Source organism: Serratia ureilytica (assembly GCF_013375155.1).
Classification (GTDB): domain Bacteria; phylum Pseudomonadota; class Gammaproteobacteria; order Enterobacterales; family Enterobacteriaceae; genus Serratia; species Serratia ureilytica.
Window position 1 is genome coordinate 34,762 of the sequence record NZ_JABXOF010000015.1, and the last position, 17,365, is coordinate 52,126.

Consider the following 17,365-nt stretch of genomic DNA (forward strand, 5'->3'; position numbering starts at 1 on the left):
TTATTCACCCTTCAGTAAGTTAGTGAGTTCTGCCAGGCCCTGCATATCAAACTCATTGCCCGTGAGCTCGCCCATCATCTTCGCTAGCTCTTGCTCGGTGGTTTTCATCTCATGGGCTATCTGCGAATAAGTGACGGCGTATTTATCAGCCAGGGCTTGTACCTGACAGGAGAGCTGGCTAATCACGGCATTTGGCATGCCGGCGAGTTCGGCGCTTAATGGTGCAATCCATTTAAGGTACAGCAGGCTATTCGCCTGTTCATCGGTTAAGGCTTCGATGGTCGTCTTGGTTTTTAGGTGCAGGGCAGTGGCGGTATCTTTGACCGCTTTTTTCAGGGTTTTTTCTTCATCGATTAATTTGTTCGCACGAATAACTTTGGCTTCATAGCTTTCTTCTGCAAATTTAACTTTGCTGTCTTTTTGTTCTTTCAGGAAGGTTTTGGCGGCTTTGCTTAATTCTGCACTCGCAAAGCCGTCCTTGCTCTCTTTGACCGTATCTTGTTCTTTTTCTTCTTCGGTTAGTGATTCTAAAATTTCTTCCAGCCTGCTGGCAATTTCTGCCAGACGAGTTTCATTATCCGCCAGGGCTTGTAAGTCATCACTTAAGTACGTTTGTTGCACTAAATCGAAGGGCAATATGTGGCCTTTCCACCCCTCTTGTACTTCGGTGTCATTGCCGTTTTTTTTCTTTATAACAATATTGGGATCAACTTGCTTGGTGGCAGCAAAGCCTTCGGTTTGCATCATTTCTAAATCGGCGCTGATCAGTTGCCATTGATTGTTTAGAAATTGGTAAGCCTGGTATTTGTCGATTAAGGCAATGGGGGCTAAGCGAGTAAATAACGCGGTACTTAATACCGCCTCTTGCTGATTACGCTTTACACTTTGCCAGTTTTGTATCAACTGAGTGTTTAGGTGATCATCAAAGCCATTAAAGGTCTGGTTGTAGGCGCTGATAAACTCCAACACTTGCGGATGCCCGCTAATGCTGGCGTTGACGTCTTGCTTGTCAATGACCAGCTCACTGTAAGCGGCGGATTTTGGTGTAAACAGGGTACTGCGTAATTGTGGGAAGGTTTGCCAAAAGCTATTTAACTCGGCAATTTCGCTGTTGGGAATGCCGCCGAGCATGGTGGCATGTAAATCCCAGGTTTGTGCCGTCGCAGAGGAATCCACATAGCGCGGTATGTTAAGGTTGTAACCGTTGTCGCGCAGGGTTTCTTTGCTCACTAGTTGTGAGTACTTGTCGACACTCTCTCGGTTAATCACCGCATCAGTGATGCGTTTGATATCACTCGCTTGCAATTTGTTGTTTTTGCCTTCTTTTATAAAGTGTTTGGAGGCATCGACTACCAATACATCGGTGTTTTGGCGTTTTTGTTTGATTACTAAAATCACCGTGGGAATGCTGGTGCCAAAAAAGATATTGGCCGGTAAACCGATAACGGTCTCAATATGATTCTGCTCAATGAGTTGCTTGCGAATTTGACCTTCTTCACCGCCACGGAACAAGACACCATGCGGAAGGACGATAGCCATAATGCCATCGGGTTTTAGGTGGTAGAGGTCGTGCAGTAAAAAAGCAAAATCAGCTTTGGTTTTAGGTGCCAGGCCAAAACGTGAATAGCGAGGATCGCTCTCTTTAAAGCTGGGGTCCCAGTTTTGTGAGTAAGGCGGGTTGGATACCACGGCATCGACATGTAAGGCGTAGTATGAACCTTGAGGATCGCTGTCATCAAAATACGGCCAATCTTCTTCCAGGGTATCGCCATTACGAGTTTTGATGTTGCTGGCTTTGATACCGCGCATGATGAGATTCATACGGGTTAGGTTGTAGGTATTGGCTTTTAACTCTTGGGCGAAATAGGTGATGCTGTCTTTGTTTTTAGCGTATTTCTCGAACGCCTCACCAATATTGATCAGCAACGAACCCGAGCCTGAAGTTGGGTCGTAAATTTTGATGGTATCTTTGTGTTTTAACTCGTGGGCGATGATGTTTGACATGAGTACCGAGACTTCATGAGGCGTGTAAAACTCACCGGCTTTTTTACCCGCATTGGCAGCAAATTTCTCAAGCAGGTATTCGTAAATGTAGCCCAGTACGTCATACCCTTGATTACTATTCATGGGAATGCTTTTGATCAGGTGAAGTAAGTCGCTGATGGCCTTGGTGCGTTTGCCTGCACTTTCACCAAGTTTGCTCAATCCTGTTTCTAAGGTGGTAAAAATACCATCAAACAGTTTTTTGTAAGTTGGCGAAATCAAACGGCTAAAGGCCGAGAGCGCATCTCGCACGTTAGATTCATCAAATTCGGATGTTGGATCAATCCATGTAGAAAAAAGATTATCGTAGGCAATAAAGTAGCCCAGGTTGCTTTGCAGGTATTCAACTGTGTCGGTGTCTTCTTCATTGAGGGTTTTGATGTCTTCAGACGTCATCCCCTGTCTGGTGACAAACTGCACTAGCTGGTCGCTTAGGTACTTGTAGAAGATAAAGCCGAGTATGTAGTCTTTGTATTCGTTGGCTTCAATTTTAGAACGCATCTGGTTGGCAGATTCCCAGATTTTTGCCGCAAGTTGTTGTTTATTCACAATAAGTCCTGTTAAAAGCAATTCTTTTTCGAAAAAGTCTATTTTAGGGTTTCGATTGTACGTTTCATAAGAGCTTCTTGCTAGCTGCAGGGCTTTACTAGTCGGTTGCAGTAAGTAGTTCTACAATCTCGATTCCTACCAAGATTGCCATTTCATCTGGTGCATCACCAATCAAAATAGTCGCTATCGAGTTTAGAAACCTTCATTAGCGTCGGACTGGTACCCACCTCGTTGTCCATCATCAGATAAACTAGCCGATTATCATCGATAAGTACCATGCCTTCTATCGATTGCGCGTAGGCAACGTCATACTTAGTAAAGCCAGAAGTCGTAATGAATACCCTAATTTAGCCTTTTGCCACACCAGGTCACCTTAGAATGCATGCAACTCAGGGCGGCCTACGGTGTTTTGCCAGCGTTTGGCTTGCACACACGCCTTTTCTAAACCGAGCTTGTCTAAAGAAATAACGCTATCAATTCCAGCATCACCGCTGCCGCCAACACGCTCTGAATCGTGATGGCCGCCGTAACCTAAACGGTGCAGCACATCCAGTACGATGACCTCGAAGCGGCCTTGAGATACCTGGCTTAGGTTCTCCAGCCGTTCCGATGCAACCGCATCGTGGATCTTTGATTGATTGCTCAAGGCGGTCGTCTGGGCTGTTTGTTAACATCGGTTGGGTGAGAAGGGGTTCTGTAACCGGGGCCAAATCTACCGCATCACTATTTTGTTGAAGTTTGACGTTGGTGTAAGCCAAAGCGAGATGTTCAATTTCTGCTGCAGTGAGTACGTTTCGAACGATTGTGAGCCCATCCGGTACGGTTTTGTAAACCAATTGGCTGCTGGCAATGGTTCTGTGGCATAAGATGATTGGTTTCCCTGTTACCCTGATCCCCTTTAATGTCATTGGCGTTTTGCTGGTCAGATTGCGTTATTTTATTATGGTGCTTGTTGGGCTCCTGATCCTTCTGTTTGTTGTCTCTCTGATAGTCAGTATTATTTCCTCCATGATTTAAGGCGGCTTTATGAATGAGAGCGTTCTTCGTGCTTTTAGCTTTAACGGTGCACTGGATGCGGGAATGGATCCGGGTAGCTTTGCATGGCAGTCCGTACCTGTCGGCGACTGGGCCGCTCGACTCGATTTCAAAGTCTGGTCGAATACCACGTCCTCCGGCCACCTTGTCTGTTATTTTACCTCCCTGGATGATGGCCAACGATACCGTCTCTCGGCATTTCGACCGAAAAATGGCTCCCGTCGTTATACCCCAAAAGATGGTGGTATTGACTTTTCTGAAGGTGGGCTGGATGGGCAAGTATTTTTGTTGAATGTGGGAAAAACGCGTAATGGTACTTCTGCATGGTTGGGGGCTGAGTTTTTGGAGCGTGATGATTAAAAATCATGTATCGAATTAAGTTTAGATCCTGAATCTAAGCTAAGCACCGTGACGCCGAAGAAAATCAGCGTGTTTATACGCTGCAGGATGTACCACGTGGCACAGTTGACCGCACAGTAGGATTGTGTGTGACTCAACTGACAACGCAGGCAATATCATTCCTCCCGGAACACGATTTGCTTGCTTTTTGATCTTACGGGTGGATAATGCGCCAAAAATTACATATCTTGACACTTTATGAAATGGATTTTCATGAAAAGGACCTTTCTGTCGCACGGATCCACATCGAAGGCGTTGAGCCACGTTCTCGCGGGTGTTCTTTTCACCGGCACTTTCCCGGGCATGGCCGCCACACCCTCTGATACCCCGGAGCGAGCAGCTTCCACCATTGATGTCCGTGAGCAACAGCGCCAGCAGGAGCGTGAGCGCGCTCTGCAACAGCAAAATGCCCCGCAGGCCGATGCGCGTCTTTCTCGCCCCGAGGCCGTGATGCCGGATTACCCGGTCAATGAGTCCCCCTGCTTCACCATCAATCGGCTAACGTTGGTCGGGGAAGCGGCCGGCCGCTTTCAGTGGGCGCTGGACGCCGCTGCGGATGCCAAAGGTCGCTGTCTGGGTAGCCAGGGCATTGTGCTTGCCATCAACAAGGTGCAAAACGTCATACTGGCCAAGGGCTATGTCACAACACGCGTGATGGCGCAGGAGCAGGACTTGACCACGGGCGTATTGACGCTGACGTTGCAGCCGGGGCGTATTGGTGACATCCGCTTTGGGGAGCCGGTCTCCTGGCGTGGGCGGCTGTGGAACGCTATTCCGGCCTCGCGCGGCGATATCCTCAACCTGCGTGATATCGAACAGGGGCTGGAGAACTTCAGACGAGTGCCCAGCGCCAATGCCGACATTAAAATCGTGCCCGGTGCCCAGGAGGCCACCAGTGACCTGCAGGTCAACTGGCACGAGGGGCGGCCGGTGCGGCTCAGTCTGGGGCTGGACGACAGCGGCTCCAAAAGTACCGGGCGCTATCTGGGTTCGGCCACCCTGGCACTCGATGCGCCGTTTGCGCAAAACGACCTTTTCTACGCCAACATCGGCAAGGATGTGTTTCAGCACGGGCCGTTTGGCAACCGTTCACATACGCTGAACTACTTTTTCCCGGTGGGATATTGGGCTTTCTCGGCCAATTACAACGACTACACCTATCACCAGAACATCCCCAACGCCAATGAGGTGCTGCGCTACAGCGGCAAGAGCGACAACATTCAGTTGACCGTCTCCCGGTTGCTGTACCGCGACCAGTCGCACAAGTTAACGCTCAACCTGCGCGGCTATCGCAAGCACTCGACTAACGCCGTGGACGACGTTGATATTGTGTCGCAAAAACGTCGGACCGCCGGCTGGGAGCTGGGGCTGAATCAGCGCAGCTACTTCGGTACCACTACGCTGGACGGCAATATCAACTGGCGCCGCGGTACCGGGGCGTTCAATGCCTTGCCTGCGCCGGAAGAATCGCGTCACGAAGGCAGTGCGCGTACCGGCATTTTGCTCGCCGACCTGGGCATCAACCGGCCTTTCTCCTGGGGTGAGCAGCCCTGGCGGTTTTATACCAGCGTGCGGGGCCAGTGGAGCCAGAATGCGCTGACGCCGCAGGAGCGGATGGCCATTGCCGGGCGTTACACGGTGCGTGGCTTTGACGGCGAACAGATGCTGTCCGGCGAAAAGGGCCTGCTGTGGCGCAATGAAATCGCCTGGAACGTGTTTTCTCGCGGGCATGAATTGTATCTGGCCGCCGACTACGGTCGGGTGGACGGCCCAAACACCCGCCACTTGGTTGGCCATCAATTGGCGGGCAGCGCGCTCGGCGTGCGCGGCGCGCTGTGGGGGCGATTCAGCTATGACCTGTTTGCCGGCGTTCCGCTCTACAAGCCTGCGGGGTTCCACACCTCCGGCGCGACCGCGGGTTTTAGCGTAAATCTGGAAATTTGAACATCGCGATACCGGCAGCGTTGCTGCGCTGACCTGAACGGACTGACTTTTCTCACGGATGTGACCTATGAACAAACATTGCTATCGCCTTATCTTCAGCCGCACCCACGGGGAGTTGCGGGTGGTGTCCGAACTGGCCCGCAGCTGCAGCAGCGAGCCGGGGCAACGCATCGGTTCAGGAATAACAGGTGGAAGTCGTCTGTGGGTCACCGTGCGTCGGTCAGTGTGGCTGCTTGGGCTGTTGATGTTCGCCGGCCCCGTCATGGCAGACGGCATTGTCGCGGACGGCGGTGCCAATCCTTCCCAGCGGCCGGAGGTCATCAATACCCAGAACGGCTTGCCGCAGGTCAACATCACCGCCCCCAACCAGGCTGGGGTCTCACATAATCAGTATCAGCAGTTCGACGTCGACGCCAAAGGCGCCATCCTCAACAACTCGGCGGGGATGACCGCGACCCAGATGGCCGGAATGATCCAGGGTAACCCTAACCTCAATCCCAATTCCGCGCCGGCGCGCGTCATCCTCAACGAAGTCAACAGCAACAATCCCAGCCAGCTGCGCGGTTTTATGGAAGTGGCCGGCGGCAAGGCGCAGGTGATTGTGGCCAACCCCGCCGGCATTGTCTGCAACGGCTGCGGCACCATCAACGCCGGACGCATGACGCTGACCACCGGTAAACCGCAACTGAACGCCGATGGCAGTGTGGCGGGCTACCAGGTCGAGCGTGGCGTGGTGCGCATCGAGGGCGGTGGGCTCAACGGCGATACCCGTCATGATACCGAGTACGTCGACATTCTGGCGCGCGCGGTGGAGGTCAACGCCGGCGTCTGGGCTAAAGAAGGCGTGACGCTGGTGGCTGGCCGCAATCGCGTGAGCGCGGACGGCAAAACCGCCGCGCCGCTTTCGGGCGACGGCAGCGCCAGGCCTGAGCTTGCCATCGATATGGGGCAGATGGGCGGCATGTACAGCGGCAGTATCCGCATGATTGGCACTGAAGCCGGCGTCGGCGTGCGTAACCAGGGCGGACAGGTCCAGGCGGGCAAAACGCTCACCGTGAGCAGCGAAGGCAAGCTCAGCTGGCGCTCTGGTGCGCCGGATGCGGCCACGCAGGCCGGTGGCGATATTCAGCTGGCGGCAAAAGGCGACATCGAGACGCACGGGAAAGTGTATAGCGGTGGCCAACTGGCCGTGCAGAGTCGCGAGGGAATGTTAACGCAATCCGGTACGTTGGCGGCGGCCGGGAATGTGCACCTGAACGCCGCGCGCGGCATTCAAAGCAGTGGCCACCTGCTGGCGGGCAGTAATGCCGACAGCACGCTGGTCCATGATGCCAATCTGCAGCTTGATAGCCAGGGCGAAATTCGCGCCAGTGGCAGTCTGCTCAGTAAAAAGAACGTCAACGCGACCGGGCGGCGGGTGGATATCAGCGGCGCGCAGGTCGGAGCCGGCCGTACCGCGCTGACGGCCCGCGAGGGCGGGGTGGCATTGCGCCAGTCCACCGTAGACAGCGGTGAGCTGGCCGTGAGCACGAAGGGAAATGTGGATGCGCAGCAGGCCAGGGTCAAGGCCGGGCGCTGGACGGTAGATGCCGACAACCTGTCCAACCAACAGGCGACCTGGTCACAGACCGGTGACGGTGAAAGCCGTTTCACCCTGGCAGGCGCACTGGATAACGGTGACGGCACCATCGAGACGCAGAGCCTTCTGCTTTCGGCCGGCCGGCTGGTCAATCAGCGTGGTCGCCTGGTGGCGCTGGGGGAAACGGCGCAGCACTGGCGAGTGGGTGGCCTGCTCGACAATGGCGGTGGCACGATGGGCAGCAACGGAGCTCTTCGCCTCGACGCCGGCAGCCTCGATAATCAGCGCGGCACGGTAAAAACCCAGGCGGGCTTCACGCTCCATGCTGATGGTGCGGTGAATAATGCCGGGGGCAACCTGCTGGCCGGGAACGGCCTGGCGCTTGAGGCAGGTAGCGATCTGAATAACCAGTCCGGCACCCTGAGTGGCGATGACGTGCGTCTGGCGGTACAACGGCTGGATAACGCGCAGGGGCAGATCATCGGTCAGGGCAATCTCGACCTGACGGCCAGCCGCCTGGATAACCAACGCGGCCTGATGGGTGCCGGCAAGGCGCTGGATATCCATACCGGCGACTGGGACAACCGTGGCGGCACGGCGCAAGGCGAAACGGCCGTCACGGCAACGGCAACGACCCTCAACAACGACGGTGGCAAGCTGCTGTCCGGCCAGGCATCAACCCTGACGACCTCGGGTAATGCCAGTAACCGTGGCGGCGAAATCAGCGCCGCGGTGCTGACGGTGAAGTCTGACCGTCTCGACAACACGCAGGGCAAGGTGATTGGCCGACAACGGCTTGAGCTGCATGCCCGTCAGGGGCTGGACAACACGCAGGGGCTGCTGGGCGCCGGTGAGATGCTGACGGTGAGCAGTGAGGGCGAGCTGAACAATCATCACGGTAGGGTGCAGGGAAATGGGCAAACCACGGTGTCAGCGCGAGACGTCCACAACGAGGCCGGCAAGCTGCTGGGTGGGCAAAGGCTCTCTCTCACTACGTCGGGCGTGCTTGGCAACCGCGAGGGGGAAATCAGCGGCGAGTCGCTCACGCTAACGGCGCAGCGCCTCGATAACGCTCAGGGCAAGGTGGTCGCCAGGCAGGATGCGAACCTGACGGCGAAGCAAGGGTTGAGCAACGCCGCCGGCTGGCTTGAAGGCGGCAGCACACTCGCCGTCAACACCGATGGCGATTGGGACAACCAGGGTGGCACCGCACAAGGTGGCCAGCAGGTCACCGCCAGCGCGCAGTCGCTCGACAATACCGGCGGGCGGCTGCAGTCCGGCGGAGGCCTGACGCTGGATGCTACAGGCAATATCCTCAATCGCACCGGCAAACTGACCGCGCAGCAAGCCCTTGCCGTTAAAGGCGGTGCAGCCAGCCTGTTCGATAATGATGGCGGCTCCCTGCAGAGCGGTGGCGACCTGTCTCTGCAGGGAGGCCAGTTGACCAACCGCGCTGCAGGGGTGGTGCTCGGCGGGCAGGCGCTTTCCCTGAACCTGACCGGCGGCTGGGACAATCAGGGCGGCACCTTGACCGGCAATGGCCGCACGCAGGTGCGCGCCGCCAGTCTGCTCAATGCTCAGGGCGCCATCAACGCGCTGGGCAGCCTGGACATGCAGTTCACCGACAAGCTGGATAACGGCCAGGGGCGGATTTTTAGTCAGTCGTCTCAAATGCTGCAGGCGCAGGATATCGTCAACGCGCAGGGTTGGATGGGCAGCCAGGGGAGCTGGCGGGCCAGAAGCGGCGGTTTTGACAATACGAAGGGCAGCGTACAGAGCCAGCAGGAAGCACAGCTTACGGCTGACTGGTTGGATAACGCCCGGGGCGTGATGCAATCGGCGCAAAACCTGGCTCTGCGCATCAAACAGGATATCGATAATCGCAACGGCAAGGTCTCGGCGCAGGGGCAGCTTGCTGTTGCAGGCGCCAAAGATGGCGAACATGCCGGCGCCATCAATAACGCCGGTGGTCAGTGGCTGGCGGGCCAGGCGCTGACTATTGCCGCCCTTAGCCTTGATAACGCACAGGCGGGGCAACTCTACAGCCAGAAGCAGCTGCGGCTCAATCTGAACGGTGGGCTGGACAACCGCGGCGGGAAAATACAGGGCGGTGGTGCGCTGGCGCTTGACGCACAAACGCTGAATAATGCCGGCGGGACGATAGACGGCCAGCAACACGTAGCGCTGCGTATTCTTGGCTTGCTGGAGAATACCGACGGTGCCGTGCGCAGTAATGGCGACCAGAAGGTGTCGGCCGCCGGTATCAATAATACACGCGGCGTATTCAGCAGCCGCGGCGGCATCGCGGTGGCATCAAAGCAGCTGGACAACGCCGGAGGTACGCTCATCAGTCAGGGGGCGGGCATCTACCGACTCGACCGGCTTAACAATCAGCACGGCAAGGTGCACAGCGGCGACTCGCTCACCCTTGAGGGGGCGCAGGTCAACAACCGGGGTGGGCAATTAGTGTCAACCCAGGGGCTGGCGCTCAAGGCCGGGACGCTCGATAACAGCGGTCAGGGCACGCTCAGCAGCCAGGCGGCTCTCAATCTACAGGCCGACCGTCTGAACAATCGTGATGGTGGGTTGATACTGGGCACCACACGCGCCGATATCACCTCTCATGATATCGACAATACCGCAGGCCGCCTGCAGAGTAGCGGCCAGATGACCCTCGCGGGGGTAACGCAGCTGGACAACCGCCAGGGGCGTATCCTGGCCAACGGCAACCTCAATATCAATACTGACCGGTCACAGACCGACTCGCCGCTGGCGCTGCTCAACCAGGGCGGGCGCGTGGAGAGCGCCGGGCAACTCACCGTGCATGCGCGTACCTTGGATAATCAGAACGGTACCCTGCTGGGGCTGCAGGCGCTGACGCTGTCCGCGCAGCAGGACTACACCCATCAGGCCGGCGAAACGATCAGCAGTAACGGCACGGTGACGTTCTCCCTGAGCGGCGCCTTTACCAACCTGGCGGATTGGTTGCTGCCAGGCAATCTGGCGCTCACTGCGGCCAGCATCACCAATCCGGCGACGCTGGTGGGCAAAACGCTGCTGCTGACGACCGGAGCCTTGCAAAACACCGGGCGCCTTGAGGCGGACAGCATGACGCTGAACGTCGATTCCCTGGACAACACCGCGGCGCTGATGGGCGACGACATCACCGTGAACGGGCGCATTATCGACAACCACGGTGCGCCTGCGGTGATGGCGGCGACCCACAGCCTGACGGTGCAGGCCGGTGAGCGACTGACCAATCGGGAGGGCGCGCTGATTTACAGCGCCGACCGCCTGCAGTTGCACAGCGATGACCTGATTGAAAATCGGGCCAGCTTTATCGAAGCAGACGGTGACGCCACCGTCGAGGCCCGTCGCCTGAACAACCAGCGCGAAGGGCTGGTGATTGAGCGTGACGCGGAGAAGAGCGACTACAAATGGCACCGCTACAACTACTACTGGCGCTCCTACGGTTCAAAGGTCAACCCTGACAAAAGCACCCTGGCGCCGACTACCCAACAGCTGACTTTCCAGGATGATGCGGCGGCGCAAACCACCCGCTACGGCACTCTGCTGGCCATTGATGCGGCGGGCAAGCGCGCACAGGTGCGGGTCAAGGACAATAAGGGCCAACTGACCGACCTGTGGGTCAATTACCTGGCGCTCAAGCCGAATGCCGATGGCAGCTATGCGATGACGTTCTACGAGACGCGGGGGGGAAACCAGCTGTCGAATATCCCGACGCCTTACCAAAACGGCTTCCATTGGGAGCACGACTGGACGCAGGTGATGACCTGGGATCCCGAAAAGCATGTCGATATCGACAGCGCGCCGTTCATCACCGATTACAACAACTTCCGCGAACGTACCGAGAGCGGCACGGTGACGCGCGACAAGCTGGTGAGTGAGGGGATCGGCGCGCGTATTCTGGCGGGCGGCAACATGGTGCTGCGCATCACGGGAGCGTTGCTCAATGACGCCAGCGTCATTACCGCCAACGGCAATCTGACGCAGGACGGCGGCGGCAGCGTGGACAACCGCGGTTACTCGGTTAATGAGCGGCGCCAGGCGGCTATCGTTGACCATTATGACAAGGACACGCATCACTGGTACCCCACGTTCAACCGGGACGAAACCACGGCGCTGGCGACCGTTGACGGGGTGATCACCGGCAATGGCACGGTCACCATCAACGGAGCCCGCATCACCAACACCACGGTCAATCAGGCGCAAATCAGTCAACTTGATGCGGCGTTAAAGGCGGTGGATGCCGAACGCGCCGAGCTTGAGCGCAATCCGCTGGCCTTCACGGTAGAGGGCGCTGCCCGACCTGACGGCGATACGGCGTTGGCGCCGGGCGAGCAAATGACAAGACCGGGCGCCGCGCCGTCCTCGCCGCTGGGGCGCCCACTGCTGCCGTCTGAGCTGGCGCTGACGCAGTTACAGCACCTGGGCAATGTGGCCACCGCCATCCCCAATAACGGCTTGTTTAGTCAGCATACGGCGACCGGCAGCCCGTTCCTGGTGGTGACCGATGAACGCTTTACCCGCCGCGACAACTTTATCAGCAGCGACTATATGCTAGAACGCGTAGGGTATGACCCCGCGCAGGCCCATAAGCGCCTGGGCGACGGCTTTTACGAGCAGCGTCTGGTGCGCGAGCAGGTGCTGGCGCTGACCGGTAAACCGTCCGTCAAGGGCTGGGATGCGATGGAGCAGTATCAGCAACTGATGAACAATGGCAGCAAAGTCGCCCAGGACTTCCATCTGGTGCCGGGCGTGGCCCTGACGCCGGAGCAAATTGCAGCGTTGCAACAGGATATCGTCTGGCTGGTGAGCGAGACGGTGCAAACGGAAGGCGGCCCGCAAACGGTGTGGCTACCGAAGGTGTACCTGGCACAGACTACGCTGCGCCTGACCGGCGATGGCGCGGTGATTGGCGGTGGCGACCTGCAACTCTCGGCAAACAGCATCACCAATGCCGGCAATCTGTTTGCCGACAAAGCCCTGACGGTCGACGCCGGGCAGTTCCTGCATCAGGGCGGCGACATCAAAGCCGGCAGCATTGACGTGCAGGCCGACAGTCTGGCCCTGAGCACTAATCTGCAGGACGCACTGCGCCAGGCGACCATGAGCGCCGGCGATATTCGCCTGCGCGGCACCGATATCACGCTCACGGGGGCGAAGCTCAATGCGACCGATACGCTCAGCCTGAGCGCGCGCAATGACCTGACCATCACCGCCGCCAAAAGCAGTCATATCGCCGACCTCGAGTTCATCTCGGGTTCTATGGGCAACCGCACCCGCGGCGGCACGGAAGCGGCCGGTGAGCGGCTGACGCACGTCGGCGGCGAGTGGCAGCAGGCACAGGGGAGCGCGCTTAACGCCGGCGGCAATCTCACGCTCACGGCCGTGCACGACGTTCTGCTTACGGGGAGCCAGGCAAAAGCCGGCGGCCAGCTCGGCGTGCGGGCCGGGAATGATATCAACATCCAGGCCGAGACGACCACCAACACCACGCACCTGGACGCCAACAGCCGTACTTCCTCGGTCAGCAACGACCGCCAGGAAGAGCGCCTGACATTAAGCACGCTCGGCGGCGACCAGGGCGTCACCCTGGTGGCGGGTAACCAACTGCTGGTCGAAGGCGCGCAGGTTGCAAGCCAAAGTGGTCGCATTGGACTCAGTGCGCAGGACGTGACCATTAAAGACGCGCGCACCCGCACGCAAGACCAGGACAGCGAAAACAAACGCGAGGGCAAAACCAAAAGCCATCGGGAAGAGCAAACCGAACGTGAAATCAGCACCGGTAGCACCTTCAGCGGTCAGCAGGGCGTCACGGTTATCGGGCGTGAGGGGGATGTCACGGTCACCGGCAGCACCCTGCACAGTGACCAGGGTGCCATTGCCCTGCAGGCGAAAAAGGATGTGGTCCTTAACCACACCACCGACAGCGAACATCGCGTCTCCAATGAGGAGAGCCGCGGCAGGAAAACCAAGGGTGAGCGCGCCGAAGAAGTCCTGCGGGAAAACGTGGTGGGCAGCACCCTTAGCGGGCGTGATGGTGTCACGGTGGTGGCGCAGGACGGTAGCATCACCGCCACGGCCAGCGCCCTGCACAGCGAACAGAGTGCCGTTGCCCTGCAGGCGAAGCAGGATATCACCCTCAATACCGCCACCGAACGCGAGTCGACCTTCAGTGAAGAACGGTCTCAGAAAAAAGGCTTTCTGAAAAAAAGCAGCAGCCACAGTATTGCCAACGATGCGACCACCCGCGAGAAGGGCAGCCTGCTCAGCGGCGACAGTGTCAGCGTCAACGCCGGCAATGACCTGACGGTCTCCGGCTCGGCCATTGCCGCTGACCGGGACGTGAACCTGCAGGCCGGAAATAACGTCGATATCGGTGCGGCCACCGAGACCGACACACACTACCGGCTGGAAGAGAAGAAAAAGAGCGGCCTGCTGGGCAGCGGTGGTATTGGGTTCACCATTGGCAAACAGTCGAGCAAACACGAAATCGACGAGAAAGGCCGGACCCAGAGCCAGAGCGTCAGCACCGTCGGCAGCAGCCAGGGCAGCGTCAACATCACGGCGGGCAACCAACTGCACATTGGCGGCGCCGACCTGGTGGCGGGCAAGGACCTGGCTCTCACCGGTGACAGCGTGACCATCGACCCGGGTTATGACCAGCGCACCCGCAAGGAAACCTTTGAGCAGAAGCAGAGCGGCCTGAGCGTGGCGCTGTCGGGCACCGTGGGCGGCGCACTCAACACCGCCGTCAGCTCGGCGCAGCAGGCGCGAAAGGAAGGCGATGGGCGCCTGAATGCGCTGCAAAACACCAAGGCGGCGCTGTCCGGCGTGCAGGCGGCGCAGGCGCAGGCCAAGGGTGACCTGATTGGGGACGACAAGGCCGCCGGCTTTGGGGTGAGCGCCTCGCTGGGCAGCCAGTCGTCGAAAAGCGAGACCCACACCGAAAGCAACCTGTCGCAGGGCAGTACGCTCACCGCCGGGCAGACCCTGTCGGTTACCGCAACCGGTAAAAACCACACAGGGCAAAGCGGTGATATTCGCATTACCGGCAGCCAGCTCAAGGCCGGTAGGGAGACGACGCTTGACGCCAGTCGCGACCTGCGGCTCACGGCTGTGGACGACACGCAAAAGACCGACGGCAGCAACAGTAGCCGGGGTGGCAGCGTGGGCGTGAGCGTCGGGGTGGGTCAGAACAGCGGCGTGAGCGTGTTCGCCAACGCCAACAAGGGCCAGGGGCGCGAGAGTGGCAACGGCACCACCTGGAACGAGACGACCGTGGACAGCGGCGGCTCGGTGACGCTGCACAGCGGGCGGGATACCACGCTTGCCGGCGCCCAGGTCAGCGGGGAGAAAATTACTGCCGACGTCGGCGGCAACCTGACGCTCGGCAGCCGGCAGGACAGCGACCGCTATGATGCGAAGCAGAGCAGCGTCAGTGGCGGCGTCAGTGTGCCGATTGGCGCCGGGACCGGCTCGGCCAACCTGAGCGCCAGTCAGGACAAGCTGCACAGCAACTTCGACTCGGTGAAAGAGCAGACCGGGCTGTTTGCGGGCAAGGGCGGCTATGACATCAAGGTTAAAGAACACACCCAGCTTGATGGCGCGGTGATAGCCAGTACCGCGGAAAAAGACAAGAACCGTCTGGAGACTGGTACGCTGGGTTGGACGGACATCCACAACCAGGCGGACTACAGCGCGAAGCACAGCGGCGGCAGTCTCAGCACCGGCGGACCGGTGGGCAAAGACCTGCTGACCAATATGGCCGGCGGCATGCTGTCGGGCGCCAACAACAGCGGGCATGTCGAAGGCACGACCAAGGCCGGCGTCAGTGAGGGTACACTGCTTATCCGCAACACCGACAAACAGCAGCAGGATGTGGCGCAGCTTAACCGGGATACGGATAACGCCAACGCCGGCAGCATCAGCCCCATCTTTGACAAGGAAAAGGAGCAGAACCGGCTCAAACAGGCGCAGCTGATAGGAGAAATCGGCGGTCAGGCGATGGATGTTATCCGCACGCAGGGCGACCTTGCGGGGCTTAAAGAGGCCCTGAAGGCGCATCCCGAGCTTAAGGGCAACGAGACGGCGCTGAAGCAGACCGACGCCTACCAAAAGGCGATGAAGGAGTACGGCACCGGCAGCGACCTGCAGAAGGCGGCGCAGGCGGTGACGGGGGCGCTGACGGCACTGGCGGGCAACAACCTGGCGGGAGCGCTGGCGAGCGGGGCCTCGCCGTACCTGGCGACGGAAATCAAGAAACTGACTACCAATCCGCTGACCGGTGAAGTCGACGTTGCTGCCAACACAATGGCGCACGCTGTTCTGGGCGCGGTGACCGCGCAACTGAATAACCAGTCGGCGCTGGCCGGTGGGCTGGGTGCCGGCGGTGGTGAACTGGCGGCGCGCTACATTGGCGGCCAGCTGTTCCCGGGCAAGACGGCGGAGCAACTGAGCGACGTGCAGAAACAGCAGGTGAGCGCCCTGAGTCAACTGGCGGCAGGACTTGCAGGCGGGCTGGCGACGGGCGATACTGCAGGAGGCATGACGGCGGCGCAGACCGGCAAGAATGCGGTTGAGAATAACCTCCTTGGTGCGACATCTTCAGGCAAGCTCGACAAAGCAGTTGAGAAAATTAAGAACGGTGATAAGTCATTAGCTACAGCCAATGAGCTTATTAAGCTGGAAAATGCCGACAAACGCAGTGATGCGCTGGTTTCTAAATTTACTAAAGATCCTTCACTGATGAGCAGTAATGAGCGGGCTGAACTGGCCGGGTATCTTCGTATTTATGCTTCTGAAATGGAAAAAGCCTACGGGCCAGCGGTAGCACAACAGCTGGTTACCGGGCTGCTCTCTGGCCAGGATTACATGAAACGTAACCCTGACTCTGAAGCCATGTCAAAAGCTCAGAGCATCATGAACACCTGGGGCTACCATAAATCGAATGCCAGCATAGGTGATGCGCCGCTGATGTTTGGTGGCAATGTGCTAGGTACTACCATAAAAGAAGGTATGGCGCTTAATGCTGCAATCGGTGTTGGTGTTAATACAGTATCTCAGTTGTCAGGAAAAGAACCGTTCAGTTATGTCGATGCAATAATGGCAGGGATAACATCAGCCGCGACAACAGGAAAAGGTATTGGATCATCAGCAGCTATAAATATGGGGGGGGCTGCCATTGGCAGTGGTATTAAAGGGGAGGATCCTACTAATTCGGTTATTGGGGCTGGACTAGGTTCCGTTGCGGGGAGTAAAGCGGAAAAATATATTACTGGAGGGTTATCGACAGCAGTTAAAGAGGGGACGGCTGAGGTGATTGGAGCTGTTGGTGGTTCTACAGCTAGTGAAATAGTCAGCGATGCTGCAAAAGATGCCCTTGATAAAGCGGAGCATAAAGATGAAAAAAAATAAAACATATGAGCTTTTTACCCTAATTTATCGCTGCTTTTTTGTGTTTTTTGTAATTTGTTTTATGGCAAGTGTTTTGGGCGCGTTGCTGGTTTATTTTAAAATCGGTTATTTTGAATTAAACTGGAAAGAAACTATCCTGCTCTCGCTTCAAAAAGGGGGAATTGTCGGCTCAGCTCTTGGTCTGGGGCTATGGATAAAAGCGAGGATACAAGAACGTAAGGGCAGTAAAAAGCCGAATAAGTAAGCTGACGAACCCCAGCCTTTGCGGCTGGGGTTGTTGTTGAGAATAACTCGCTGGCCGGGGACAAAGCGCGGGAGTCAGTTAAACAAAGCGCAGAATGGTGGAAAACTGAGGTCAGGGATAAACTGGGGGAA

General features: G+C 57.6%; 6 protein-coding genes. 4 read left to right on the forward strand and 2 right to left on the reverse strand.

Going from position 1 to position 17,365, the window contains the following annotated elements; translation table 11 throughout:
• Positions 1 to 2,592: a type I restriction-modification system subunit M gene (locus HWW83_RS23275; RefSeq protein ID WP_176589598.1), complete on the reverse strand. Its 2,592-nt coding sequence runs from the start codon at positions 2,590 to 2,592 to the stop codon at positions 1 to 3.
• Positions 2,593 to 2,965: 373 nt separating this feature from the next.
• Complete coding sequence (locus tag HWW83_RS25780) at positions 2,966 to 3,238, reverse strand: restriction endonuclease (protein ID WP_304413825.1); 273 nt, start codon at positions 3,236 to 3,238, stop codon at positions 2,966 to 2,968.
• A 380-nt stretch (positions 3,239 to 3,618) separates the two neighbouring features.
• On the opposite strand from HWW83_RS25780, the gene HWW83_RS23285 reads away from it, so the two are divergent.
• The 4 genes from HWW83_RS23285 to HWW83_RS23305 all read left to right on the forward strand — a co-directional run bounded on the left by HWW83_RS23285 (position 3,619) and on the right by HWW83_RS23305 (position 17,234).
• Positions 3,619 to 3,987: a hypothetical protein gene (locus HWW83_RS23285; protein WP_176589599.1), complete on the forward strand. Its 369-nt coding sequence runs from the start codon at positions 3,619 to 3,621 to the stop codon at positions 3,985 to 3,987.
• Positions 3,988 to 4,239: 252 nt separating this feature from the next.
• The gene (locus tag HWW83_RS23290; RefSeq protein WP_176589600.1) at positions 4,240 to 5,970 is read left to right on the forward strand and encodes a ShlB/FhaC/HecB family hemolysin secretion/activation protein; all 1,731 of its coding nucleotides are present in this window, start codon (positions 4,240 to 4,242) and stop codon (positions 5,968 to 5,970) included.
• 67 nt (positions 5,971 to 6,037) lie between these two features.
• Positions 6,038 to 16,990, forward strand: a complete 10,953-nt coding sequence (locus HWW83_RS25740) for a hemagglutinin repeat-containing protein (RefSeq protein ID WP_255326668.1) — start codon at positions 6,038 to 6,040, stop codon at positions 16,988 to 16,990.
• Positions 16,977 to 17,234 carry a hypothetical protein gene (locus HWW83_RS23305; RefSeq protein WP_176589601.1) on the forward strand — a complete coding sequence of 86 codons (258 nt, stop codon included), beginning with the start codon at positions 16,977 to 16,979 and terminating at the stop codon, positions 17,232 to 17,234. The genes HWW83_RS25740 and HWW83_RS23305 overlap by 14 nt, the downstream gene beginning before the upstream one ends.
• The last annotated feature ends 131 nt before the right edge of the window (positions 17,235 to 17,365 follow it).